The sequence below is a fragment of the Streptomyces panaciradicis genome, from assembly GCF_023516615.1.
In the GTDB taxonomy this organism is placed as follows: Bacteria; Actinomycetota; Actinomycetes; order Streptomycetales; family Streptomycetaceae; genus Streptomyces; species Streptomyces panaciradicis.
Genome location: NZ_JAMGBF010000185.1, coordinates 1 through 311 on the forward strand (window position 1 = coordinate 1; position 311 = coordinate 311).

The following is a 311-nucleotide window of genomic DNA, read 5'->3' on the forward strand; positions in this document are numbered from 1 at the left end:
AGAACGTCTGGCACGGTCCGGCGGGCGCCGGCAACACGGTGGTGGACGGCGGCGAAGCCAGCCCGGCGGCGCAGCCGCAGCCGGCCGGTGCGGAGGGCGCGGCCTGGCCCCCGGTCCAGCCGGCCGGTACGGAGGGTGAGGTCCGGCCCCCCGTCCAGCCGGCCGGTACGGAGGGCGCCGCCTGGCCCCCGGTCCAGCCGGTCGTTGCGGAGGGTGAGGTCCGGCCCCCCGTCCAGCCGGCCGGTGCGGAGGGCGCCGCCTGGCCCCCGGCTCAGCCGGCCGGTGCCGCCGGCCACCCGCCTGCCGGTGCC

The 311-nt window shown here is 82.3% G+C and carries 1 protein-coding gene; it reads right to left on the reverse strand.

The annotated features are described in order from the left end of the window. Positions 1–311, reverse strand: a 311-nt coding sequence (locus M8J74_RS39110) for a hypothetical protein (RefSeq protein WP_249840991.1), incomplete at both ends; no start/stop codon positions are given.